The sequence below is a fragment of the Cupriavidus basilensis genome (assembly GCF_008801925.2).
GTDB classification, from domain to species: Bacteria; Pseudomonadota; Gammaproteobacteria; order Burkholderiales; family Burkholderiaceae; genus Cupriavidus; species Cupriavidus basilensis.
The window spans coordinates 2,150,793-2,175,129 of sequence record NZ_CP062803.1 but is presented as its reverse complement, the minus strand read 5'-3'; the positions used below and the strand labels follow the sequence as shown (position 1 = coordinate 2,175,129).

Here is a 24,337-nt window from a genome sequence, read left to right as displayed (position 1 = left end):
GTCGAGGCGGGAGCGTTCGCGCTGGAATCCCCTGTGCGGTTGAGGACTTCGTAGTGGAACACGGAGATAGACGTCTCATGGATACGAGCATTGCGCATTGCGTCAAGGCGCTCGGGACAACTGGCGGCGCGGCCGGTGCGGCCTCCCATGCTGGTGAGTCCGGGGTCGTCCTGCGCGACTTCCTGGTATCGAACTATGACCAGCTCCGTCGACGTCTGACGCGCCATGTTGGTTGCCCCGATACGGCGCGCGACAGCCTGCAGGAGGCGTGGCTGCGCCTGGGGAGCGCGACACTTCCTGACGCGGTACGTAGCGCCGAGGCTTACGTGTATCGCGTCGCTTGCAACCTCGCGACGGATCAGTTGCGTGACCGTCGCATTTGGCCATCGCCGCCCGATGCAGACACCGTGTTCGAGCATCTTGCCGACCAAGGACCGGGGCCGGAAGCCGTCGTGGAAGCGCGCTCGGATCTGGCGGCGCTCGATCGTGCGCTGGAGAACGTTCCGGGCCGCCACCGGCGCGTGCTGGTGGGCCTGCGCCTGGAGGAACTGACCCGCGAGGAAGTGGCTGCACGCCATGGCATGTCGCTGCGCAGCGTGGATACGGTGCTGCGTCAGACCCTGGACTACTGTGCGACGCAGACCGGGCGGCGCGCCGTCGGGGGTGTCAACACGCCGCGGCGCGCGTTACTGCACGCGAGAAAGAGAGACTGCGGTGCCTATGCATCGGAGCAGGAGGCGCCAACCGGGGCGTACTCCGCGCTTGTGGGTACCGCCCATTCCTTATGCACGGTCGAATAAAGGGTAACGAGGCGCGCGTCGCGCCGCGGTACGAGGTTGACTTCCCGGCCTCGCCGCGACCGAAGGCGAATGCGAACGGTACTCCTGGGTCTCGGCAAGGGTCTCGGCAGCTTGGCTCCAGGCGTACTTCTCGAGATCTTCAGCAAGTTTTCGCGCAGCCCCGGCCATGTCATAGGCGAGAACGCCAACGTAGCTCTTGCGCGCAGCGCATTGGCTCAACGGCGCCGCATGGGCGATCTTCCATAACCAGGGGCAGGCGTGCATTGCAGGCTCTCGGCTGGTGCTTTACTAACGCGTCAGCTCGGTGGCCCCACAACCGCTGGCGTGCCCAGGGAAATCTTTGACGGTATGCGTGGCTCCAGGCCAATTCCATGCATTCGGCGTTGCGGTGCGCCTGCAGTTGAGTGAACGCGCATCCGAGCCGCCCACGGCAATCGGCCTTGGATACAAGACGGGCGCCCAGCATCTGGTGGCGATTCTCGAAGAGATGCGCGCGGGGGGAATCCATCACGTGAATGCAGTCGGGGGCGCTATCAGATCAAAATATGAGTACCGGCCCGATGCGCAGTGCATTTGCGAAAGCCATCGGTTTGCGGAAAAGACGCGCGTGGATCTCCGGGGCTATGCTCCAGCCGGGCCTCCGTTTGCCCTTCATTCTTCTGCAGGAGTCACCATGCAACGCGCTTCGACTGATATCGACCCCGGACTTGCTGTCACCGAGCTTTCCGACCATCTGAACGGACTGCTGGCGGACGTTTTCGCGCTTTATCTGAAGACCAAGAACTTTCACTGGCATATGTCCGGCCCGCATTTCCGCGACTACCATCTGCTGCTGGACGATCAGGCGGCGGAGATCTTCGCCGCTACCGACGACATCGCCGAGCGTGTGCGAAAGATCGGCGGCACCACGCTGCGTTCGATTGGCGACATTGCGCGCCTGCAGCGGCTACGCGACAACGACGAGGAGTCGGTGTCGCCGCATGCGATGCTGCGCGAGCTGCATGCCGATAACCTGACGTTGGTGGCGGCCATGCTTGAGGCACACCATGCTTGCGACGATCACGCCGATGTGGCTACCGCCGGTTTGCTTGAAACCTGGATCGACCAGGCGCAGCGTCGCGCCTGGTTCCTCGCGGAAGCGGCGAAATAGGCAGGTGTTTCACGATACGGGCTGGCCTTGCGGCCGGTCCGTCGCGAGCAGGGAGGCCGAACGCCATCGCGCCTTCGAACCCGAGGGTATGGCCGAAGAACTGACCGGTGAAATCGGAGAACGCGCTCCAGTTGGTGCCGCACTCGAACTCCATCGGAATGCCGCTGACGACGCCCACGGCAAAATTCAGCAGCAACAGCAGGCGCTAGACGCGCGCATGGGAGAGTTCGGCACAGGCGGAGTGCGCAGAGTCAAGCATGTGAACTGCCTGAAGTGGATGCTACCTTGACACGCCAGCAGTGGGGCGTGTCTCCGACAAAGCGTTTGAAGACGGTCGTGAAGTGCGCCTGCGAGCGAAATCCGCAGCGCAGTGCCACGTCAAGCACGCCATGCCCGGCATGGCGCAGCAGGTCCTGCGCGTGTTCGATGCGACGGCGCAGCAGATACTCGTGCGGACGCATGCCAGTGGCGCGCCGAAACTGCGCAGCAAAATGCATGCGCGTCAGGCCCGTGCTAGCGGCGATATCCGCCAGCCCGATTGGCGCGGCAAGATTGGCCTCGATGTACTCCAGTGCCCGGCGCAGCCGCCACGGGGGCAACCTGGAGGGTTCGCGTCGATGGGCGGCAACACGGTGGAAATGACTGGCTACCACGCGGGAAACGATGGCTATCGCTACGCTTTCGGCGAACATGCGGCCCAGCCCCGGATCCTGCAGGTGCGCCACGACCAGCGCCTGGCCGAGCCGTTCAAGCACCGGGTCGACATACGGGAATGGGTCATCGAGAACGATGTCGCCGCTTGGCGCATGCCCGAACAGGTCGGCGTGACACTCAGCCATGGCGTTCTGCGGCGCGTGCAGATGCAGCATATCGCTGGCGGAATCGAACACCGCCGAGGCAGGCGTGGAGGGCGCCGTCACTTGCACGGCGCCGGCTGGCAGGCGGCCGTCGATGATGGGCTTGCCGCCACACAGCAGGCGGATCGAACTCGACCGGAGCGCCAGCGCAATGCAATGCCGCTGGGCGTCACCCGGGTGCGTGACCTCAAGTGGTGCGGGGCCATCGCAAAGCCAGCGCGACACCAGAAGCCCGTGATGACGGGATGCCGATGCGGCCTCGGAGTGTGGAGGCCGCCGCCATTGCTGCTCCGTGGGTGCGACCTCGACCGCGCGGGCTGCCAGCGCCAGCCCGCTGCCGTCAGGGTTATCCGGTGCATCGAGCACCGGCATGGCTGGATCAATCATGGCAATGGCTCCGGCCCGCCCTAGGTGCGCATATTGGACCACGGCTCCCATATGCTAGTCACCCATACCTTTGTATGAATGCCAGCTACGGGGCAATGCGCGATGATCCGCAGGCAGCGTGCCCGGCGTCGACCCATGGACAGTGTCTACGGCGATCGCTAATAAAGGCAAGGCACTTTTTGCATTCATCCAGCCATCGATACTGTTCCCATGGTCCGCTTTTGCTTCTTGCGCAGCCGCACAATATGCCTGGTCCTCACTGTGCTCGTGGATGGGCTTGTGCCGGTTCCCGCTTGCTGATCGATTTCACACCAAATGAGCCATTCCATGAGCGCAGAAAAACATACGCAGGAAGCCGGTCACTCGTGGTCACGGTGCCCGACGCTGGTAACGGATAGCAACTCGAATCAAGAAGATGCAGCGCGCTAATCAACAAGCTTGCATTTGTGCGGCGCTCTTCCTGATCAGCGCCTCGGCATTTGGCGATAGCTCCGTCACCGTCTATGGCCGCTTGAACACGGCAATCGAGTACTCGAGCGCCAGTAAGGCAACCGACGGTACATCGTTGGGGAGCGTCGTCAGGCAGACCAACTATCGGTCGGTGTGGGGCCTGCGCGGAGAAGAAGGATTGGGCGGCTCCCTGAAGGCAGTCTGGCAGATCGAAAGCAACCTGTCCGTGGACACGGGGCAAGGCCAGATCGCGAGCCGCAACTCGCGTATCGGACTGCAAAGCGAATACGGTCTGCTGTTCATGGGGCATTGGCATACGCCGTATACCGAGGCAACCATGGCCTACGACCCGTATTACCCGACCACGGCCGGCTACATGGCACTGATTGGCAACGGCTCGACCTCGAGTTCGGACAATGTCCAAGACACCAGCTCGTTCGATCGTCGTCAGAAGAACATCGTGCAGTACCGTTCGCCACAGCTCGCCGGCGCCAGCCTTTGGCTGGGCGTGGGCATGCCGGAGGAAAAACTCAGCGTACCGCGCAATCCCGCGCTGTACTCGGCCGCGCTTGTGTTCGACCGTGGTCCCTTCAATGCCACCATGGCTTATGAAGTTCATCACAACTATCAGGCGGCCGGCCGTAACGACGATGCCCTGAAATTTGGCCTGTCCTATCAGGTACTGGCCGGCACGCGCATCGCAATGGTGTACGAACACTTGCATTACCGAACCGACTCCGGCAGCCTGCAGCGCAATGCCTACTATGCATCATTGGTACAGCAACTTGGGCCGGGCAGCGTGCGCGCTGGGTTCGCCTATGCGACTGACGGCACCGGTACATCGACGCAAACCATTGGATATTTCCGCAGTGGGTCGGATACAGGCGCCATTCAGTTCACGGTTGGATACGAGTATCCGCTGTCAAAGCGCACGGCATTGTTCACGTACTACAGCCGAATCGAGAACAAGAAGCATGCGATTTACGATTTTGCGATCAATCAGCTAGGCACTCGCGCCGGCGCCGATCCTCAGACTTTTGCGCTGGGCATGCGGCACAACTTCTAGGCTGGCAGCGGCAATGTCCAAATAGAGGAAGGCCCCAGATTCCATTCGGCGTGTCCAGCGCGGCTACGCTGGTCCAGTTCTAGTCGTGCGCGGGTGGCAGGGTGAACTGAAAGACGGCGCCGAAAGGTGTGTTCGCGCTTGCCCACAGCCGGCCTGCCTGCGCTTCGACGATCATTCGGCAGATCGTGAGACCCATGCCCAGGCCTTCCGTCTTCGTTGTATAAAAGCCATCGAAGATTCGTTCCTCTGCCTGTGGTTCCAGCCCGATGCCGGTATCGTGAACCGCGACCAGGGCGGCTCCGGCCGCGTCGCACCGGGACTGAATCCGCAGTACCCTGGGGCGGTCCGTCACGTCCTTCATCGCCTCGATGCCATTCATCAAGAGGTTTAGCAGTACTTGCTGCAACTGCACACGGTCTCCCACGACCTGCGGGAGGTCGGCGGCCAGATCGGTCTGGACGAGGATTTGATGACGGATCACCTCGCAGTGGACGAGGGCGCTGGTGTCTTCGATGAGTCGGTTCAAGTCCAGCGCCATACTGGCGGCGGTCGTCTTCCTGAACAGTGCACGCATCCCCCCGATCACCGAACCGGCGCGATGCCCGGCCTGGACAATGCTCTCGACCGCATCGCGGACTTCCCCAAGATCGGGAGGCTGACGGGCGAGCCAGCGCAGAGCCGAATTGGCGTTGGTGACGATTGCGGCCAATGGCTGGTTGACCTCGTGTGCGATCGATGCCGTCAGTGCGTTCAACGTTGTTACCCGCGTGACGTGAGCAAGCTGGGCCTGCGCAGATTGCAGAGCTTCTTCGGCGCGCTTGCGCTCGGTCAGGTTGAGCACGAAGGAGACACCTTGTTCCTCGCTCTCTTCGAAGCTTGCGGACCCAATCAGCACGGGAACGCGGCTGCCATCCTTGCGGTAGAACTCCTTCTCGAACGGCGGCGGCACGCTCCCGGTCAGCCTGAACTCCTGCGCCAGCGTGGCGTCGCGCGCATGCCATTCCGGAGGCGTCAGGTCTGGCCAACCGAGGCTGGCCGATGCGAGATCGTCGCGTTGGTAGCCAAGCATGTGAAGGAACGCGTCGTTGGCCTCAAGGATGCGGCCGTCGAGGTGCCAGATGAAGATGCCTATGAAGTTGCCCTCCAACAGGCGCTGGATCTTCGCTTCGCGTTGTGCGAGATCGCGGTACAGATGGGCGTTTTCGATCGCGGTTGCGGCTTGCGAGGCGAGCAGTTTCAGTACCGCGGTCCGGGCCGGCGCAAAGACGCGCGGGGCAAGGTTGTTCTCGAGATAGAGCGCGCCAATCAGCTTGGCCTGAGTCAGCAATGGCAAGCACAGGATCGAACGGGCGTGTTGGCGCTGCACGTATGGATCGTCAGCAAACGCGCTCTGGGTCATAGCGTTGTCGACGATGATGTTCTCGCGGGCGCGCAGGACATAGTGAAGCATCGATACAGGCAGCTTCGTCGCGCACACGCTCTCGTCGAGCAGTTGAACGGCGACTGCGTCGCCGCGGGTTGTGGCTTCAGCAACGATGTGCAGCCCGGTTCCCCGGGAAAGGACCAGTACTCCGCGCTCAGCGCCTGCCTGTTCGAGCGCCGTGCGCATGAGCGTGTCGAGCAGTTTGTCCAGTACCACCTCGCCCGATATCGCCTGGGAGACGGCAATTACCGTTGCAAGGTCCAGGCGTTCCAGCGGCAGCCCGATCGTTGCAGTCGGCGCAGGCGCGCTCTCTGCACCGCAAAGGTGTGGAAAGAGCCCGTCGAGTTGCTGAACCTTGCCATCGGCGCCCCAACGCAGGTAGCCGTGGCGGGCATCCTGAAGGTAGACCCTGGCGATCTTCTCAAATCCCCGCGCCGCGTAGAAGCGCGCTGCCAGTTCGTTGGCGAGCGCCTCGTTATGGACGAAATCACTGTCTCGCGCGCTGCGGATCGCCTGTTCGTAGAGGTTCATCGCATCGGTTTCGCGATCTTCGATGCGGGCTAGCTCGGCACCCACCAAGGCGGCGCGGGTCTGGAAATTCTCGGGACAATGTTCCGCCCAGAGCCGCAGTTGGCGATGATGGTCGCCGATAACCCTGATGCGCCTGGCCCGTTCTGGCTCCACGCGCGGGATGTCGTGAGCGGCGTGCGCCAGTGCGGCGTAGAAGTGGTACTCCGCTTGCTCGAAGAACGATGGACACGTCCACAGCAGCCGGTCAGCCCGATCTGCCGCCGCCAATGCGGTTGCATAGTCGCCAGCAAGATAGCGGGCCTGCAGCTTGCGGACCCAATACCAGCAGGTGGCGAGCGTGGGGCCCGGGGGCTCATCAAGATATCGCTCGTATGACTCCTCATGGAAGCCGGCATCACTCAATGAACCGAAAACCGGCGTTCGTCCTCGCAGCGAGCGGACCAGCTGGAGCTGGGGCGTGACCCTGTCCACGGCCAGGCTGAACCTCGCTTTGTACGCGAAGTCGATCATGGCCTCGGCTTCGCGCTGCACCTCGGCGAGCGGCTCGCCAATGGCGAGCATCTGGGTAATGTGGTTGTTGCGCGCGAAGGACGCATAGGTGAGATCGCCGAGCTTGCTCGCCACGTCGAAAGCGCGTTGCACCAGGCTGCGCGCGGTCCGAATCGGGCGAGTCCACTGCATGACGTGGCCCCCGAATGCCTGGTAGACCCGGGCCTTGAAGCGATCGAGTCCGTGCTGCTCTACCAGGTCCACGCCCAGCTGACCAAAGCGGAAGGCGGCGTCGTAGTCACCGGATTGCGGACCCAGGATCAGGCCGAGCCAGGCATAGTTCAGGCACGATGCGTCGCAGTTGCCATGCTCAAGGCTGAGGTTGCTCATCCGGCCGATAATGAGCGAGCCCAGGTCAACGTTCGTGTACCAGGCTGGCAACATGAGCGCGGTCAGGACGTCCATCGTGCCCCTGGAGACCTCATCCGTCATCAGTGGCAGGTCGCGCAGTGCTTCAATGGGGCGGTTGCCGATCAGTTGCCACATCCGGCCGTATTCCTGCTGCACGTCTTGCTTGTCCGGTTTTGCCGGACATTGGATACCGGCCCGACGCAGGTAGTCGAGGCCCACCTCGACGGCGCGCGCGCGTTGGCCGCAGGCCAGGAACAGCTCCAGTTGAAGCTGGGTGACGTGAGCTAGGTCAGGAAGGCTGCCGGCGCGATCCGCGAGGTCGGCAAGGCGCGATTCCGCCTCGGGCAAGGCGCCGGTCAGGAACTCACATTCGGCGCGGTGGAGATCGAGCGCAAAAGCCAACTCGGGGCGGCGCTTCCTGGCGTCTCCCCGCAGGAGGGTAGCTCCGGCGGCAAGGCAACCCAGTGCCGATGCGTAGGCTGTTGCCGCTTTGGCGCGTTCGCCAGCGAGCAGGTTCAGCTCGGCCACTTGCTCTCGCTCCCCGGTAGTGTGAATCAGGGCGGTGCCGCGATTGAGCTGACCGACGATCTCGAAGATGCGGTCCGGGATGGCCTCTCGCGGCGTGCCGGAGGCCAGTCGTCGACCGATTTCAAGGTGTGCCGCCGGCCGCGCCCCCTCGGGGATCAGCCGGTAGGCGGCCTCCTGGATGCGGTCATGCTGGAAGCGGCAGGTACCCTCCTGGTACACCACGAGCCCAGCATGCATCGCCGGCCACAGCGCTTCCTCAAGGAGCGTCTGGTTGCCTCCATGAACTGTCGTCAGCAGCGTGATCGCGGCGTCGTTTCCAAGACAAGCCAACAGTTGCAGCGCGTCCCGTGTCCCCTCGGGAAGTCGCTCCAGTTTGTTGAGCATGAGGTCCGCTACATTTTCGGTGAACCCCTTGGCCAGAATCTGCTCAAGGTCCCAGGACCAGCCCACACCTCGTTGATCGAAGGCGAGTAACTCCTCGTCAGCGAGGGTCGTGAGGAACTGCACGGCGAAGAACGGATTGCCAGCGGTCTTGGCCTGTACGAGACCAGCCAGGGCGGCAACGCGCGCCGGCGGGCAGCGCAGGGCATCGGCGATCAGCCGGCCAATGTCGGTCACGCCAAGCGGGGCAAGCTTGACGTCACGCACCTGCCCACCGGCCTGGCGTATGGCCGACAATCGTTGCAGCAACGGATGACTGGGCTTTACCTCATTGCTGCGATAGGCACCAACGAGCAGCAGATGGCGCATCTCTGGCTGAGTCGCGAGGTAGGCGAGCAGATCGAGCGTTGCGGTATCCAGCCATTGCAAATCGTCGAGAAAGAGCACCAACGGGTGCTCGGCCCGCGCAAAGACGCCTAGCAGGCACTGGAATACCTGATGGAGGCGGTGCTGCGTGTCCCTTGGCGGCAAGACCGCTACACGCGGCTGCGGCCCAAGGATCAGCTCAAGCTCTGGAATGAGGGGCGCCAGTAGTGCGCCATTCGGTCCCAGTGCCGTGTCCAGTGCCTGGCGCCAGGGTTTGAGCTCCGCCTCGCTCTTGCCCAATAGTGGGCGGATCAGGCTCTGCAGCGCCTGTGTCAGCGTCGCATACTGAATGTCTCGCTTGAATTGATCAAACTTGCCCGATGAAAAGAGTCCACCTCGGGATACCACGGCCTGGCGCAATTCGTGTACGACCGAAGTCTTGCCGATCCCGGAATACCCCGAGACCAGCACAAGCTCTGGCATACCGTCCGCCACGACCCGATCGTAGGCAGCGAGCAGCGCTTGTATCTCGCGCTCGCGTCCATGGAGCCGTGATGGCGTCATCGGTCGTTCGGGCACGTCATGCGCGCCAAGAGGGAACGCATCAATGCGGCCCCGCTTCTCCCATTCGGCCAGACAGCGCCGCAGGTCAGCTTCCAGCCCTGCCGCCGTCTGATAGCGTTCCTCTGCTGGTTTGGCAAGCAGCCTCAGCACCAGGTCGGAGAGCAACGCCGGGATACCTGGTATCCGCTGGACTGGTGGCGTGGGTTGCCGGGCCAGGTGGCAGTGGACCAGTCCCATCGGGTCGTCGGTAGCGAATGGCAATACGCCAGTCAGCATTTGATAAAGGGTGACACCGAACGCGTAGAGGTCGCTGCGGGCATCGATCGGCCGGTTCATCCGCCCGGTTTGCTCGGGGGCCATATAGGCCAGTGTGCCAGTAATCTCCTCGGCCGGACCTGGCGCGTGGCGCTCGCGTGCCAGGCGCGAGGCAAGGCCGAAGCCGGTGAGCCGGGCCGACCCAAGGTTATCGTTCACCAGAATGTGGGCCGGCTTGAGGTCCTTGTGAATCAGGCGTCGTCGATGGAGCTGGCTCAGGGCCGCGGCGATGCCGATGGCCAGGCGCAGGAACCGGTTCAACTCCATGGGAGAACCCAGCATCCCGGCTAGCGGCTCGCCACCGGGGTCCTCAAGCAACAGTGCCGTGCGACCGCTTTCGCGCACAAGCGCCAGTGGCCGGGCTGCCCATGTCCCATCCAGCTCTTCCTTCAGCCCATATTCGTGCGTGAGGCGGGAGAGATTGGAGGAAGTCGGGCGCTCGGTGGCGGGCCAGACCGCGAGAACGGGCGTCTGCCGGCCGTCGAGTTCGATGATCCAGCGGCCGAGAACGCGGTCGCCATCCTTCCACAGGATCCGGGCGCGGGCATCCCCCTCGACGCAGAAGCGGAGCGATCGCTTCATCTGCCGTACCCCACCTTGGGCTTGGCAGCAGATGCGGGCATACCACGACGGTGCGCCGGATAGCGTGCGGCAAAACGCGCGGCAAAGGGCTCGAGATGGTTGAGGACGGAATGGGGGGCGCACTCTCGTGCGACTCGTGCCCCCGTGCTTCCGTTAATGGCGAAGACGCGGGCGAATGTCGCTAGCGTCGCAGTCATGCTTGGCCCTCCCCGTGGCATGCGTGACGCGCGCCAGCCGAATCTGCTCGGTGCCGGAGAAACGCTGCGTCAACAGCAATGTACGCGGGGTGCCTGTCCGCTGGCTTGAACTTCTGTGCTTTTTCTTGTTCGCTTGTGCGCAAGACAGTGGCAATGGCACGAGCCGGAGGAAAGGCCGCAGCTCTAGTAGGAAAGCAGTTGGCCGCCGCTGCCGGGCACCTGCGCCGCTGCGCCCAGCCTGTTCGTCCCCAGGGCGCGGATCAGCACGTCACGATTGGTCAGGATGTGCTCGCGCATCAGTGCCTCGGCGCGGCCGACCTCGCGCAGCGCCAGCGCGTCCACGATGCGGTAGTGCTCCGCGAGCGCCTGCCGGCTGTGGTCGCGCTGGTACAGCAGCATCAGGGCGTCATGGTCGTGGGGATGTGATTTGCTGTCGAAGATGATGGGCAACTGCCGCGCGCGGCGCACGGCGTCGGTCAGCCAGCTGTTGTCCGCCAACTCCAGCAGCGCGTAGTGAAAGTCGAGATTCATGTTTTGCCACAGCAGGGCCTGCTGGTCGTTCCACTCTTCCTCGTGCAGCACCCGCCGCTGAGCCGCCAGGAGGCCGCTCAGGCGCTCCTGCTCGGCGTGCATCAGGCCGCGCTCGCCGATCAGCCGGCAGCCCAAGCCCTCGAGCGTGGCCCGCACGGTGAAGGCGTCCTTGATGTCCTTGGGCTGGAAGCGGCGGACCAGGAAGCCGCGATTGGGCTGGTAGACCAGCAGGCCCTCGTCGGCGAGCCGGGCCAGCGCATCGCGCACCGGCGTGCGGGAGACGCCCAACTCCTGGGCCAGTGTGACCTCCATCAAGTGGGACCCGGGCGGAATCTCGCCGTCGAAGATGCGGTTGCGCAGGGTATCCGCCACGGATAGCGCGCGGGTCCGGGAAGTTTCGGGAGAAGACATCTTTATGGATTAAGGATTCAGTCGGTGTGGATGTGTCGGCTGCGGATGAGATTACCCCACATTGTCCGCTCGCCGGCAAGGAACCGGCTGGTCTGCTCGGGCGTCGAGGGGAATTTCTCTGCTCCGCTGGCCTCGATCGCCTGGGCGAGCTGCCCGTCATCGAGAGCCTGCGCGAGGGCGCCGTGCAGCTTGCCGATGATCTCCTTGGGCGTTCCGGCCCGCGTGAACAGGCAGGTCCAGCTATAGATCTCCACCGGGATACCCGATTCCTTCAGCGTGGGCACGTCCGGCAGCGACGCGATCCGCGCGCGCGACGTTACCGCGAGCGGCCGCAGCGTGCCGCTGCGGATATGGGGCAGCACGGTGGCCGGATTGGAAAACATCATCTGTACCTGGCCGCCGATGGTGTCCGCGATGGCCGGGGCATTGCCGCGATAGGGGATGTGCGTGAGCACGACGCCGGCCGCCTGCGCGAACAGTTCGCCAGACAGGTGGGAAGTGTTGCCATTGCCCGCGCTGCCGAAATTGATCTGCCCGGGCTGCGCCCGTGCCATGCGCAGCAGGTCCGCCAAGGTCTTCGCCTTCGATGCCGCATTGACGACGAGCACGTTCGGGCCGCGGCTGACGCAGCCGACCGGCGTGAAGTCGTGCGCCGGATCGTAGGGCGGGCGCGCCATCAGCAAGGGCGCGTTGATCTGCTCGGCGGGCGTCCCCAGCAGCAGGGAATAGCCGTCCGCCGGCGCGCGCAAGACCTGGGCGGCACCCAGCGTGCCGCTGGCGCCGCTCTTGTTCTCCACCACCACGGATTGGCCTAACTGCCGGGACAGGTTCTTCGACAGCAGGCGGGCAATCGTGTCGGTGGTCCCGCCAGCAGGGAATGGCACGACCAGCGAGAGCGGTCGCGCGGGCCATGCAACGCTCGTTTCGGCGTGCACCCGGGTGGCGGGGCAGATGGTGCCGACGAGCGCTAGCAGCAGGACGGGGCGAATCCGGCGGAGGGATTTCAGGCTTGGCATGTGCAGGTCTCCTTTCTTCTGTATGTATGCATGTTAGCGTAATTAATGCTTCATGATTACTTTATTTCTTGAAAATATAGAATCATGCATACATACTGTTCGAACCACGACCACCAAGACTCATCATGCGAAAGACCGCATTACTCCAGAAACTGATCCACGCGCCGGAACTCCTTGTCATGCCCGGTGCCTTTGACCCTTTGTCCGCCCGCGTCGCGCAGGAGGCGGGTTTTCCCGCGGTGCAATGCTCCGGCTTCGGCATTTCCGTGAGCCGGCTGGGGCTGCCGGACTACAGCTTCCTCTCGCTGTCCGATATGGTCGCGGCCACGCAGCAGATAGTCGACGCCATCGACCTGCCGGTCATGGCCGACGGCGATACCGGCTTCGGCAATGCCGTCAATGCTTGGTATGCGGTCAAGGCCTTTGAGCGCATTGGCTGCGCGGGCGTCAATATCGAGGACCAGGTCATGCCCAAGCGCTGTGGCCACCTGGAGGGCAAATCCATCGTGCCGCTGGACGAAGCAGTGCAGAAGATCCGCGCTTGCGCCGAAGCGCGCACGGACCTGGATTTCGTGATCAACGCGCGTACCGACGCGCTCGCCGTAGGCGGCATCGAGGAAGTGATCCGTCGCGGCAATGCCTACCTGGAGGCGGGGGCGACCATGATCTTCGTGGACGGTATGACGTCCAAGGCGCTGGCGCGGCAGGCCGTGCAGGGAATTCGCGGGCCAGTGGCGATCAATGTGGTCGAAGGCGGCAAGTCGCCCGAAGCCTTCACGTTCGAGGAGATGCAGCGCATCGGCATCGCGCGCGTGAGCCTGCCCGCCACGCTGATGCTGGCTGCCATCCAGGGCATGCGTGACGCGCTGGCGGCGCTGCGCGCCAACGGCTACGCCGGTGGCCCCGGCGCGCGGTTGGCGGACTTTCGCGAGCAGCTCGAGCTGGTCGGCTTCAAGGAGGTGTTCGCGCTGGAGCAGCGCTATTTGGCCGGGCTGCAGCATCCCGGCACCGCACGTTGAGGTGAGCACTATGTATGCATCACCGCGCAACATCATCGAGAAGATCTGGGACCAGCACGTCGTGGCCCAGATGGAGGGCGAGCAGGCGCTGCTACATGTCGACCGGGTCTTCCTGCACGACCGCGCCGGGCCGCGCGTGCTGGCCGGCCTGGAGGAGGGGGGGCATCGCGTGGCGCATCCGAGCCTTGTGTTCGGCACCATGGACCACATCGTCGACACTCAGCCGGGCCGGGGCGACGACACGCTGGTTCGGGGCGGGCGCAGCTTCATTGAGGCCTTTCGCGCCGCCACGCAGCGCTCGGGCATCCGCCTGTTCGACCTGGGTACTCCACGTCAGGGCATCGCGCACGTGATCTCTCCGGAACTGGGCATCGCCTTGCCGGGCACCACCCTGGTCTGCTGCGACAGCCATACCTGCACTGTTGGGGGCATTGGCGCGCTGGCATGGGGCATCGGCACGACCGAAGGCGAGCACGCTGTCGCCACGCAGTGCCTGGTGCGAAGCAAGCCACGGACGATGCGGGTATCGTTCCACGGCAGCCTCGGGCCGGCGGTGTCGGCCAAGGACATGGTGCTGGCCTTGATCGGCAGGTTCGGCGTCAGCGGTGGCGACGGGCATGCCATCGAATTCTCGGGCGAGGCGGTGCGGACGCTGGATGTGGAGGGGCGGCTGACCCTATGCAATATGGCCGTCGAGTTTGGCGCCTGGACTGGCCTGGTGGCGCCAGACGCGCGTACCGTCGAATGGCTGGCGGGGCGGCCTTTTGCCCCTTCAGGTGCCGCCTGGGATGCAGCGGTTTCGGATTGGCTCGCGCTGCGCTCGGACGACGGCGCGCACTGGGACAAGGAACTGGAGCTGGACTGCTCGAAACTCGTTCCCCAGGTGAGCTGGGGAACCCATCCCGGCCAGGTCGTGGGCATCACCGGCGCAGTGCCGCCTCCCGCCGACGCGGATGCCGAGCGCGCGCTGCGCTATATGGAGCTGCACCCCGGGCAGCCGATGCTGGGGACGCCCATCGACGCGGCCTTCATCGGCTCCTGCACCAATAGCCGCCTGCCCGACCTGCGCGCCGCCGCGCAGGTGGTGCAAGGACGACGCGTGCGCCCTGGCGTAAAGGCCATCGTGGTGCCCGGATCGACCAGTGTGAAGCATGCCGCAGAAAGCGAGGGCCTGGATCGCGTGTTCACGCAGGCCGGCTTCGAGTGGCGCGAAAGCGGCTGCTCGTTGTGCTTTTTTGCCGGCGGCGACAACTTCGACCAGCCTGGCAAGCCCGGGCGCCGCGTGATCACCAGCACCAACCGCAACTTCGAGGGCAGGCAGGGCCCGGGCGTGCGCTCTCACCTTGCCAGCCCGGCAACGGTGGCCGCTTCAGCCATCGCAGGCTGCATCGCCGATCCACGCCCGCTGCTGCGCTAGGGAGCATCACATGGAACAGTTCATCCAACTGAAGGGAATCGCCGCTGCGCTGATGCGAGCCAACATCGATACCGACCTTCTCATTCCCTCGCGCGAGATCAACTCACCCGGGCGAGATGGCTACGGTGAGAAACTGCTCGCGCCTTGGCGCTATGAAGCCAGCGGGAGCGGGAACGGACAGCGTGTCGAGCGCCCCGGCTTTGTGCTCAATCGCGAACCCTACCGCCGGGCGACGATCCTGCTGGCCGGCGAGAACTTCGGCAGCGGGTCCTCGCGCGAGGCCGCCGTCTGGGCGGTGCGGCAGTTTGGCTTTCGCTGCGTCATCGCGGCGTCGTTCGGCGCGATCTTCCAGAGCAACTGCTACCGAAATGGCGTGCTGCCGGTGGTGCTGCCCGCGAATGAGATTGCCGTGCTGGCCGCCGAAGCCGAGCGGGAGGTGCTGGAGCTGACCGTCGATCTTGAGTCCTGCACGGTGCGGCATCCGCGGGGCCGCTGCTTGCCGTTCATCGTACCCCCGAGCGAACGCGCCCTGCTGCTCGAAGGGCTCGATGCCATTGGCCTGACTTTGAAGCGCCGGGCCGAGATCGGGGCGTATCAGGCGGCGCTGCGTGAGGCGCGTCCCTGGGTTTTGGCCGTAGAAGAGCCGCGTTGACATCTCAGGTGGCCAGAGACCATGCTGGCCACCTCACCGCAACAGTTCGATCCAGACCATGACAAACACTGCACTCATCGGACTCGACCACATTGTCGATATCACGCACCCGGACGGCAAGATCGCGCATTGCATCTCGCGATGAGTGGCGTCGTTAAGACGTCTCGATGCCGCTCCCGACCTCAGCTTGGGGTGGCTGGATCTACACGGCGCTCGTCTTCACAAGGTTGCGCCCGCCGCCCTTAGCCGCATAACAAGCACTGTCTGCTGTCTTTATCCAGGCATCCCACGCCCCGCCATTCCGGTCGCTCCAGGCCACACCGATGCTCGCGGTAACGCTAACGCGCCCGCCGTCGATCACAATGGACATTGCTTCGATTCGCTTGCGAAGCCGTTCAGCGACCGCTCTGGCATCTTGCTCGTCGACGTTCGGAAGAAAGAGCGCGAACTCCTCGCCCCCGTATCGCGCAAGGACGTCTCCCTCCCGCAATCCATCTCGGATAGCTGTAGCAACCAACGCCAGTACGAGGTCCCCCACAGGATGTCCGAATCTGTCGTTGATCTGCTTGAAGTGGTCCACATCCAGGATCGCGAGAGCGCTGTTTGCGAGCGGCGCTGGGGGAAGGCGCCCCAGGAACCATCGGCGGTTACCGACGCCGGTCAGCGCATCGGTGTCCGCTGCAAGCTGAAGACCCGCCTCGCGCCGCTCCCTGACGAGCGTCACAACCAGCAACGCAATCCAGAAATTGAAGAATATCTGAAGAAAAAAGGCAGTCGAAAAGTCAAATTCCGATGGAATATCGAGAACGATGCAAACGAGGCGAACAGCATAGATCAGCGCACTTACCAGGAGGCATGCAGCCAACGGACGACGCGCAGGCAGTGGCTCGCTATGTCGGTCCAGCCATATCTCGACTGCCGAAGCCGCCAGGGACATTACCGCGGTCAGGTGAAAGACACTTGCCCGCTGAGAATTCACAACAGGCAGATGGGTCATCTTGCTGAGGGCTTGGCCTCGTACGCGGCAGGCTAAACATACCCACGGGTTGAGTGCAAATGGACAGGGATATGACGACCCGTCAATCCGACGCCCACATTTACCACTCAAAGAGAGGCCATGGACGCGAAGTCCGGACCCATACGGATCCAGCCTGTTTGTGATGGAAGCGCATCTGCGAGACTACTTGGCGACGAATCCACAGACTCTCCCGGGGCAGGCCGACTTGGCCTGTGGCTTCGGCACGCACCGCGACTTCGTCTTCAAAACTCGGGCGGCCTTCTCCGAAAATCTGTGACGCCACTCTTGGCGTGCCGTCGATACCACGATCGTGATCAGACCGTATCTGTGTCCCCCGATTGGCGTAGCCCAGTGGGTCGGCGGAGGGCGGGCAGGGCCCAGCACCTTTTGTATCCTCTGGGTTGATTTATAATGGCGCGGTCAGAGTCGTCGCCCCGCAAATCGCTCCATCTCCCGCACCAGCAAACGTTCAGCGCGGCCGACGGTAAAAGCGACGGTAAAGTCCCATTTTGATCACGACCAGTCTCTTTGGCCATGCGGGTTTGGGCGGCCTGTTGATGATGGAGTGGGGGTAGAATTCCCGTTGGGAAACATGATTCGCTAGTTGATTGATTATTAAAGCCCTGTTTTCACAGGGCTTTATATTTCGGATTGTCGCCTGGTAGTTCTCGCATTCTGGAGAGTGTTGGAGGAACGCGTGGCGACTCAGTTTGGTACAACGGCACTTGGCGCTGCCGTGGAGGTTGGCGTGGCACATGGAAGCTCGCCGGTCCCAGCCATTTCCTGCGCCATGGCGTTCGCCTGAAAAATTATCCGTATGCGGCAGCGTTTGCGAAAGCTTCGATGCATCGCACTGCACCAGCGTGGCGGCGGATAGTAATGGCTACGTCATTTTGTGCACCATTTTTCAGAATTCCCCCATGGAAATTAAAGTCAACTTTCTCGATAAGCTACGTCTTGAAGCCAAGTTCGATGACTTCACTGTAGTGGCCGACCAGCCTATCCGTTATAAGGGCGATGGCTCGGCGCCCGGTCCTTTCGATTATTTTCTGGCCTCGTCGGCCTTGTGCGCCGCTTACTTCGTGAAGTTGTACTGCGTAACCCGCAATATTCCTACCGAGAATATCCGCCTGTCGCAGAATAATGTTGTTGATCCGGAAAATCGTTACCAGCAGATTTTCAAGATTCAGGTTGAGTTGCCGGCGGATATCTCGGAGGCGGACCGTCGAGGTATTTTGCGCTCTATCGAGCGTTGTACGGTGAAAAAAGTCGTGCAAGCCGGCCCCGAGTTTGTCATCGAAGAAGTAGAGAACCTGGATGCCGATGCTCAGTCGTTGCTGATGTTGACGCCGGCATCTGACGCCAGCACCTATATTGCGGGCAAGGATCTGCCGTTGGAGCAAACCATCGCCAATATGTCGGGCATTTTGGCGGATCTGGGCATGAAGATTGAAATCGCTTCATGGCGCAATATCGTTCCCAATGTGTGGTCGCTGCATATCCGCGATGCGCACTCGCCGATGTGTTTTACCAATGGCAAGGGAGCAACCAAAGAAAGCGCACTGGCGTCGGCGTTGGGGGAGTTTATCGAGCGCCTGAATTGCAACCATTTCTATGGCGGTACGTTTTGGGGCGAAGAGATCGCCAATGCAGCATTTGTTCATTACCCGAACGAGCGCTGGTTCAAGCCTGGCCCTAAGGATGCGCTGCCGGCTGAAATTCTGGATGCGTACTGCCTGGAAATTTATAATCCCGATGGCGAGTTGAGTGGCTCGCATCTGTACGACACTAACTCCGGCAATGTGCAGCGCGGTATCTGTTCGCTGCCGTATGTGCGGCAGTCGGACGGCGAAGTGGTGTATTTTCCGTCCAACCTGGTCGAAAACCTGTTCGTCAGCAATGGCATGAGTGCTGGTAATACGCTGGCCGAAGCGCAGGTGCAATGCCTGTCCGAGATTTTCGAACGGGCGGTAAAGCGCGAAATCCTGGAAGGTGAAATCGCATTGCCTGATGTGCCGCACGAAGTGCTGGCGAAATACCCTGGCATTCTGGCGGGGATTCAGGGGTTGGAAGAGCAGGGCTTTCCGGTGCTGGTAAAGGACGCGTCGCTGGGTGGGACCTATCCGGTGATGTGCGTCACCTTGATGAACCCGCGGACAGGCGGTGTCTTTGCCTCGTTCGGCGCGCACCCAAGCTTCGAGGTGGCGCTGGAACGGAGTCTGACGGAATTGCTGCAGGGGCGCAGTTTTGAGGGCCTGAACGATTTGCCTCAGCCCACCTTTGTCAGTAACGCCGTGACTGAGTCGAATAATTTTGTCGAGCACTTCATTGATTCCAGCGGTGTAGTGTCGTGGCGCTTTTTCAGCGCCAAGGCGAATTTCGACTTTGTTGAGTGGGATTTTTCTGGCCAGAGTGAAAACTCCAATGCCGAGGAAGCCGCAACGTTGTTCGGCATTCTCGAAGACATGGGCAAAGAGGTATACATGGCGGTGTATGACCAGTTGGGCGCCGTGGCCTGCCGGATTTTAGTGCCAGGTTATTCTGAAGTTTACCCGGTAGAGGATTTGATCTGGGATAACACAAACAAGGCACTGCTGTTCCGCGCCGATATTCTGAACGTGCATCGCCTGGACGATGCCGGCCTGGCAGATCTGCTTGAGCGGCTGGAGAATAGTGAGCTGGATGAGTACTCCGATATTGCCACTTTGATCGGCATCGAATTTGACGAGAATACGGACTGGGGGAAGCTGACAGTTCTCGAGTTGAAGCTGCTGATTCATCTCGCCTTGCGGCAATTCGAGGAGGCGCAAGAACTGGTGGGTGCCTTCCTGCAATACAACGACAATTCGGTCGAGCGTGGATTGTTCTACCAGGCCTTGAATGTGGTGCTGGAGGTGCTGCTCGACGACGATCTGGAACTAGACGACTACGCGGTCAACTTCCGTCGGATGTTTGGCGACGCTCGGATGGACGCGGTAATGGGGTCGGTGGACGGCAGCGTGCGCTTCTTCGGGTTGACGCCAACGAGTATGAAACTGGAGGGCCTCGATAGGCACCACCGCCTGATCGACAGTTACAAGAAACTGCATAAGGCGCGGGCCAATGCGGCGGCTTCAGCCAGTTAGGGTTATGCGTCATGGCTGGATAAAGGCTAGGTCAATCATCTTTACTCGCTTTAACCAAGCGGGCTGAGGCGCTCTCTGATCGGCTGTGAACGTCGTCAAGCGCCGTGTTGAACGGCAGCTGGCCCACGCGCCTGTTCCATCATGAACTCGACGAATGCACGCACGCGCGATGGCAGCAAACGGCCGTGCGGATACATCAGGCTGACGGGGCGCATGCGCCCGGCAAAAGCTTGCAGTACCTCGACCAGCTCGCCTCGCGCCAGATCCCGCTCGACGACGAATTGGTAGGTCTGGAACAGCCCCGCGCCCGCTTTGGCCAGCGTCACGCCGGCCAGCACGTCTTCCGCGCACATGTAGTTGCCCGTCGACAAGATCTCCTTCTCGTGCCCACCTTCCTTGAACAGCCACGAGATCTGCCGCCCGCTGCTCGGTAGATCGAACTGGATGCACTCGTGCAGGTCCAGGTCCGACAGCGTTCTGGGTACCCCTGCGCGCTTCAGGTAGGCGGGGCTCGCTACCACCACCAGTGCCGCATCTTCAAGGTGCCGGGAGACCATCATCGAGTCCGGCTGCGCACGGAAGCGGATCGCCACGTCGAAGTTTTCCTCATGGAAGTCGACGTTGCGGTTGCTGATGTGGGCTTCGACCTTGATCAGCGGGTACCTGGCGCGAAACGCAGGCAGGAGCGGCAACAGCCGATGGTGCCCGTAGGTGGTCGGCGCGCTGATGCGGATCGTGCCCGAGGGCTGCACCTGCTCGCCGGTGACCTTGCGCTCGGCTTCGACCAGCTGATTCAGCGCGGCGCGGCATTGCTCGAAGTATTCCTTGCCACCTTCAGTCAGCCGGATGCTGCGCGTGGAGCGCACGAACAGGCGCACGCCCAGGCGCTTTTCCAGGCGCGAGATCGAGCGGCTGACGGCGGCGGGCGTGACGCCTGCGGTATTGGCGGCCGCCGTGAAGCTGCCGGCCTCGGCGGCCAGGCAAAACAGCTCGATGCTGCCGAGCAGGATATCGTCGAATTGCCGGTGCATATTCTTTACGCCATGTAATAGGACAAGTGTAGCAAACCCCGTTTATTGCGCTCCACGGCGGCAATATAGTTCCTCCACACCGGTGACGGCTTTGGAGTCCGGCACCGGACCCTGAACCTGAATCTGGATCTGATTCTGGATCCATCGGAGGACCATCATGAGCAACACCGACAACACCGTCATCGTCACGGGCGCCACCAGCGGCATCGGCCTGGGCTTGGCCGAAGCCTTCCTCAAGGCGGGTTACAACGTCGTCGGCACCGGCCGTTCCACTGAGCGCCTGCGAGCCACCGCTGAACGGCTGAATGCCGGCGAGCGCTTCCTGGGTGTCGCGGGCGACGTCGGCAAGCCCGAATCGGCGCGCCAGGTCTTCGCGCAGGCCATTGCCAAGTACGGCAAGGTCGACGTGCTGGTCAACAACGCAGGCATTTTCGCGGCCAAGCCCTTCGTGCAGTTCACGCCGGATGAAGTGGAAGAGCAGATCTCCACCAACCTGAAGGGCATGCTGTATCCGTCGCAGGAAGCGGCCAGGCACATGAGCGAGCGCAAGCGCGGCAAGATCATCAACATCACGGCGTCTCTGGCGCTGCAGCCGCACGGTGGTGTGCCAGCGCTGCTGGCCGTGGCCCTCAAGGGTGGCATCAACCAGGCCACGCGCGCGCTTGCGCTGGAACTGGCGCCCCACGGCGTGACGGTCAACGCGGTCGCCCCGGGCGTCGTGGACACCCCGATGCATGCCGCCGAAACCCATGCGGCACTTGGCAGCCTGCATCCGCTGGGCCGCATCGCCAACATCGCCGAGATCAGCGACGCCGTGCTCTACCTGGCCAAGGCCGACTTTGTCTCCGGCACCGTGCTGCCGGTGGACGGCGGCTTCAGCGCAGGCCGCTGAAGCCGGCAGCCGCGGCCGGACGTCTGTCCTGCCGCGGCCCGGAATCCATCGCGCTCATCTCGAAACGTCAATCCATGCAGGAGGCCGCCATGCCCTTCGTCAGCATTCGCATTACCCGCGAGGGAACCACCGCCGAGCAGAAAGCCCAGGTCATCAGGGAAGTGACTGAGACCCTGGAGCGCGTGCTGCACAAACCGCCCGAATGGACGCACATCGCAATCGATGAGGTGGATACCGACAACTGGGGCTTCGGGGGCCGGACGACCACCGAGATTCGCAAGCAGTCGAATCCCGCTTCAGCCTTCGGTGCGCGGGACAACCGATAAGCCGCCTTGGGCGGAAAGATCGGGGCTTGAGAAGCTATCAGGTGCTCAATTGTATTCGGGAGGCGGCCATGCAATCCGCAAAAATGAACCAGGCTGCCCGCCAAGCGGCCCAAGCGACGTCCGCCGCGATTGGCCGGGCGAGCAACATCGGTTACGCCGAGCGCAACGAACATTACTGGCGGCGCAATCTAGCCGTCTGCGTGTTCGGTTCGTTCACAACGCTGGTCAGCCTGAGCATGCTGCTGCCGTTCCTGCCCGTGTACGTCAGGCAGCTTGGCGTCGCATCGCAGTCGGGGGTGATTCAGTGGTCGGGCGTTGCGTTCGCCGCGACGTTTTTCGGCACGGCGCTGACCGCGCCGCTCTGGGGGCGGCTGGCCGATCGCTTCGGCCGCAAGCCGATGCTCATTCGGGCGGCGGTCGGGATGGCCGTGGTGATGTCGCTGATCGGCGTCGCCCACAACGTCTACGAGCTTGTCGCGCTGCGGCTGATCGCCGGCCTTGTGGGCGGTTATGCGTCGGCGTCCACGGTGATGGTCGGCACTCAGGCGCCGCGCGAGCGCGCGGGCTGGGCGCTGGGTATCCTGTCGACCGGCGCGCTTGCCGGTAGCCTCGTCGGGCCGCTGGTCGGCGGGCTGCTGCCGGAATGGATCGGCATTCGGGGCACGTTCTTCGCGGGCGGGGCGATGATCGCGGTCACCGCGCTGCTGACGATCCTGGTCGTCAAGGAGGACTTTCGTCCGGCCAGCGACGCAAGGGGCCGCACGGCAAATCCGGCTGCGGGCGCCGTGCGCCGCACGAACTACGCTGTCGTGAGCGCGCTGCTGGTGACGGCAATGATGGTGCTGCTCGCCAACATGTCGATCGAGCCGATCATCACGGTCTATATCGGCAGCCTGGGCGTGGGCGCGGATCATCTGACCCGCATCGCGGGCGTGGTGATGGCGTGTTCAGCGCTCGGCAGCGTGCTGACGGCGGCGCGGCTCGGCGCATTGGCCGACCGCATCGGTAGCTGGAACGTGATCATCGGCTGCCTGGTGCTGACGGGGCTTGCGATGGTGCCGCAAGCGTTTGTCACGCACTGGTGGCAACTGGCCACGTTGCGCATGCTGATGGGCATGACGCTCGCTGGCCTGCTGCCTGCGATCGGCAAGCTCACGAGACAATCGGTTGACGAACACGCGACGGGGCAAATGCTGGGGTATCTGCAATCGGCGCAGTTCAGCGGCCAGGTGATCGGGCCGGTGATCGGAGGCCAGATTGGTGTGAGTCTCGGCCTGCATTCGGTGTTCTTTGTCACGGGTGGGTTGCTGGTCGCCTGCGCCGGACTGGCTCAGTGGGCGCGTCGCCGTTGAGCAAGAACGCCAGGACGGGCGGCACGCACTGACCCAGGCTGGCCAGCGCACCGCCAGGCCAGCGACTGGCTGTGGGGGGGATGGTCGGGTTTGTTGGCGCGGCTGGGCTGCTCTCCATCAGGCACCGCGGACACCGCCTGGATGTGTCGAAAACAAGCGAGCATGTACCGCTGTGTGGCAGTGCGGCGGCCAGATACATTGCGATACACGCGGTGCCGAAGGCCGCCATACAATGGCGGCGAAGCTGACTGGCCGAACACTCCCGATCCTGCCGAGGTGAACCTGATGGAAGCGCACGTCGACCATATCCTGATCGTCGATGACGACCGGGAAATCCGTGAACTCGTTTCGACCTATCTCACCAAGAACGGCTTGCGCGTGACGGTGGCGCCGGATGGCCGCCACATGCGGTCGTTCCTGGAGGCCGATACCGTTGACCTGATCGTGCTCGATCTGATGCTGCCTGGCGACGACGGCCTGGTGTTGTGCCGCGAATTGCGATCCGGAAAGCACAAGGCCACGCCCGTGCTGATGCTGACCGCGCGCGACGATGAAACGGATCGCATCATCGGCCTCGAAATGGGTGCGGATGATTACCTCGCCAAGCCCTTTGCCGCGCGCGAGCTACTGGCGCGCATCAAGGCCGTGCTCCGCCGTACCAGGATGCTGCCGCCCAATCTGCAGATCACCGAGGCAGGGCAGATGCTAGCGTTTGGTCACTGGCAACTGGATACCACCGCGCGCCACCTGATCGACAGCGACGGCACCATCGTCACGCTGAGCGGCGCGGAGTACCGGCTGCTGCGCGTGTTCGTCGACCATCCGCAGCGCGTGCTCAACCGCGACCAGCTCCTCAACCTCACGCAGGGCCGCGAGGCAGACATGTTCGAGCGCTCCATCGACCTGCTGGTCAGCCGCCTGCGCCAGCGCCTGGGAGACGACGCGCGCGAACCCAGCTACATCAAGACCGTGCGCAGCGAGGGCTACGTGCTTGCGACACCGGTGCAGATCAAGGAGGCCCGCCAATGAGCACAGCGAGCATAGCGAGCA

General features: G+C 63.0%; 17 protein-coding genes and 1 pseudogene. 11 read left to right on the top strand and 7 right to left on the bottom strand.

The genetic code is table 11. The features are described from left to right. The first annotated feature begins 77 nt into the window (after nt 1-77). The gene (locus F7R26_RS09830; RefSeq protein WP_150983403.1) at nt 78-800 is read left to right on the top strand and encodes an RNA polymerase sigma factor; all 723 of its coding nucleotides are present in this window, start codon (nt 78-80) and stop codon (nt 798-800) included. A gap of 673 nt (nt 801-1,473) precedes the next feature. After that, nucleotides 1,474-1,950, top strand: a complete 477-nt coding sequence (locus F7R26_RS09825) for a Dps family protein (RefSeq protein WP_150983402.1) — start codon at nt 1,474-1,476, stop codon at nt 1,948-1,950. 46 nt (nt 1,951-1,996) lie between these two features. Here F7R26_RS09825 and F7R26_RS09820 read toward each other — a convergent pair. Together F7R26_RS09820 and F7R26_RS09815 are read right to left on the bottom strand one after the other, a co-directional pair. Next, nucleotides 1,997-2,149, bottom strand: a pseudogene (locus F7R26_RS09820) (cytochrome ubiquinol oxidase subunit I); the annotation flags it as partial. A 52-nt stretch (nt 2,150-2,201) separates the two neighbouring features. Beyond that, nucleotides 2,202-3,194 carry a helix-turn-helix domain-containing protein gene (locus F7R26_RS09815; RefSeq protein WP_241754473.1) on the bottom strand — a complete coding sequence of 331 codons (993 nt, stop codon included), beginning with the start codon at nt 3,192-3,194 and terminating at the stop codon, nt 2,202-2,204. Between the two features lie 415 nt (nt 3,195-3,609). Between F7R26_RS09815 and F7R26_RS09810 the strand changes: the two genes are divergently transcribed. Beyond that, nucleotides 3,610-4,710, top strand: coding sequence for a porin (locus F7R26_RS09810; RefSeq protein ID WP_150983401.1), 1,101 nt, complete (start codon nt 3,610-3,612; stop codon nt 4,708-4,710). 79 nt (nt 4,711-4,789) lie between these two features. On the opposite strand, the gene F7R26_RS09805 is transcribed toward F7R26_RS09810, so the two are convergent. The 3 genes from F7R26_RS09805 to F7R26_RS09795 form a co-directional block, all read right to left on the bottom strand. Then, nucleotides 4,790-10,300 carry a trifunctional serine/threonine-protein kinase/ATP-binding protein/sensor histidine kinase gene (locus F7R26_RS09805; RefSeq protein WP_150983400.1) on the bottom strand — a complete coding sequence of 1,837 codons (5,511 nt, stop codon included), beginning with the start codon at nt 10,298-10,300 and terminating at the stop codon, nt 4,790-4,792. Between the two features lie 380 nt (nt 10,301-10,680). Beyond that, a complete protein-coding gene (locus F7R26_RS09800) occupies nt 10,681-11,439 on the bottom strand; it encodes a GntR family transcriptional regulator (RefSeq protein ID WP_150983399.1) in 759 nt (252 codons plus the stop codon). Nucleotides 11,440-11,456: 17 nt separating this feature from the next. Beyond that, complete coding sequence (locus tag F7R26_RS09795) at nt 11,457-12,455, bottom strand: Bug family tripartite tricarboxylate transporter substrate binding protein (RefSeq protein ID WP_150983398.1); 999 nt, start codon at nt 12,453-12,455, stop codon at nt 11,457-11,459. Nucleotides 12,456-12,580: 125 nt separating this feature from the next. Between F7R26_RS09795 and F7R26_RS09790 the strand changes: the two genes are divergently transcribed. Genes F7R26_RS09790 through leuD form a run of 3 tightly spaced genes read left to right on the top strand, consistent with a single transcriptional unit; the run spans nt 12,581 to nt 15,543 of the window. After that, complete coding sequence (locus tag F7R26_RS09790) at nt 12,581-13,474, top strand: isocitrate lyase/PEP mutase family protein (RefSeq protein ID WP_150983397.1); 894 nt, start codon at nt 12,581-12,583, stop codon at nt 13,472-13,474. A 10-nt stretch (nt 13,475-13,484) separates the two neighbouring features. After that, a complete protein-coding gene (locus F7R26_RS09785) occupies nt 13,485-14,891 on the top strand; it encodes a 3-isopropylmalate dehydratase large subunit (RefSeq protein WP_150983396.1) in 1,407 nt (468 codons plus the stop codon). Between the two features lie 10 nt (nt 14,892-14,901). Continuing rightward, the gene (leuD, locus tag F7R26_RS09780; RefSeq protein WP_150983395.1) at nt 14,902-15,543 is read left to right on the top strand and encodes a 3-isopropylmalate dehydratase small subunit; all 642 of its coding nucleotides are present in this window, start codon (nt 14,902-14,904) and stop codon (nt 15,541-15,543) included. 202 nt (nt 15,544-15,745) lie between these two features. Here leuD and F7R26_RS09775 read toward each other — a convergent pair whose 3' ends face one another. Continuing rightward, nucleotides 15,746-16,540, bottom strand: coding sequence for a GGDEF domain-containing protein (locus F7R26_RS09775; RefSeq protein ID WP_150983394.1), 795 nt, complete (start codon nt 16,538-16,540; stop codon nt 15,746-15,748). Nucleotides 16,541-17,481: 941 nt separating this feature from the next. On the opposite strand from F7R26_RS09775, the gene F7R26_RS09770 reads away from it, so the two are divergent. Then, complete coding sequence (locus F7R26_RS09770; RefSeq protein WP_150983674.1) at nt 17,482-19,686, top strand: OsmC domain/YcaO domain-containing protein; 2,205 nt, start codon at nt 17,482-17,484, stop codon at nt 19,684-19,686. A 95-nt stretch (nt 19,687-19,781) separates the two neighbouring features. On the opposite strand, the gene F7R26_RS09765 is transcribed toward F7R26_RS09770, so the two are convergent. Continuing rightward, nucleotides 19,782-20,717, bottom strand: a complete 936-nt coding sequence (locus tag F7R26_RS09765; protein WP_150983393.1) for a LysR family transcriptional regulator — start codon at nt 20,715-20,717, stop codon at nt 19,782-19,784. Between the two features lie 157 nt (nt 20,718-20,874). Between F7R26_RS09765 and F7R26_RS09760 the strand changes: the two genes are divergently transcribed. The 4 genes from F7R26_RS09760 to F7R26_RS09745 all read left to right on the top strand — a co-directional run bounded on the left by F7R26_RS09760 (nt 20,875) and on the right by F7R26_RS09745 (nt 24,316). Beyond that, nucleotides 20,875-21,609, top strand: coding sequence for an SDR family NAD(P)-dependent oxidoreductase (locus F7R26_RS09760; protein WP_150983392.1), 735 nt, complete (start codon nt 20,875-20,877; stop codon nt 21,607-21,609). Nucleotides 21,610-21,698: 89 nt separating this feature from the next. After that, nucleotides 21,699-21,935, top strand: a complete 237-nt coding sequence (locus F7R26_RS09755; protein WP_150983391.1) for a tautomerase family protein — start codon at nt 21,699-21,701, stop codon at nt 21,933-21,935. A 26-nt stretch (nt 21,936-21,961) separates the two neighbouring features. Then, a complete protein-coding gene (locus F7R26_RS09750; RefSeq protein WP_416351318.1) occupies nt 21,962-23,287 on the top strand; it encodes an MFS transporter in 1,326 nt (441 codons plus the stop codon). Nucleotides 23,288-23,572: 285 nt separating this feature from the next. Then, complete coding sequence (locus tag F7R26_RS09745; RefSeq protein ID WP_150983390.1) at nt 23,573-24,316, top strand: response regulator; 744 nt, start codon at nt 23,573-23,575, stop codon at nt 24,314-24,316. The last annotated feature ends 21 nt before the right edge of the window (nt 24,317-24,337 follow it).